This is a genomic window from Bacillus cereus group sp. BfR-BA-01441 (assembly GCF_022663075.1).
In the GTDB taxonomy this organism is placed as follows: Bacteria; Bacillota; Bacilli; order Bacillales; family Bacillaceae_G; genus Bacillus_A; species Bacillus_A cereus.
This window is the reverse complement of sequence record NZ_JAKUEU010000284.1, coordinates 1-374: the sequence shown is the minus strand read 5'-3', so window position 1 is coordinate 374 and position 374 is coordinate 1. Positions and strand designations below refer to the sequence as shown.

The window sequence follows — 374 nt, the reverse complement described above, 5'->3', positions numbered from 1 at the left end:
TATCGCCTTTAACACGATTGCCACCTTGAGAGCCATTACCCCCTTGAGAACTGCTATCACCTTTAACACGATTGCCGCCTTGAGAGCCATTGCCGCCAGAACCATTGCCACCAGAACCATTGCCACCAGAGCCAATGCCGCCAGAACCATTACCGCCAGAACCGTTGTCACCAGAGCCACTGCCGCCAGAGCCGTTGCCACCAGAACCATTGCCACCGGAACCGCTGCCGTCAGAGCCACTACCACCAGAACCGTTACCGCCGGAACCATTGCCACCAGAGCCACTGCCACCAGAACCGTTACCGCCAGAACCATTGTCACCAGAACCAGTATCGTCCTGAGAACCGTTATTTCCTGGAGGTATATTATTATCC

1 protein-coding gene is annotated in these 374 nt (G+C 55.1%); it reads left to right on the top strand.

Features of this window, described 5'->3' with window-relative positions:
- Positions 1 to 104: 104 nt before the first annotated feature.
- Positions 105 to 341: a hypothetical protein gene (locus tag MR107_RS30535; RefSeq protein WP_242293195.1), complete on the top strand. Its 237-nt coding sequence runs from the start codon at positions 105 to 107 to the stop codon at positions 339 to 341.
- Positions 342 to 374 lie beyond the last annotated feature (33 nt).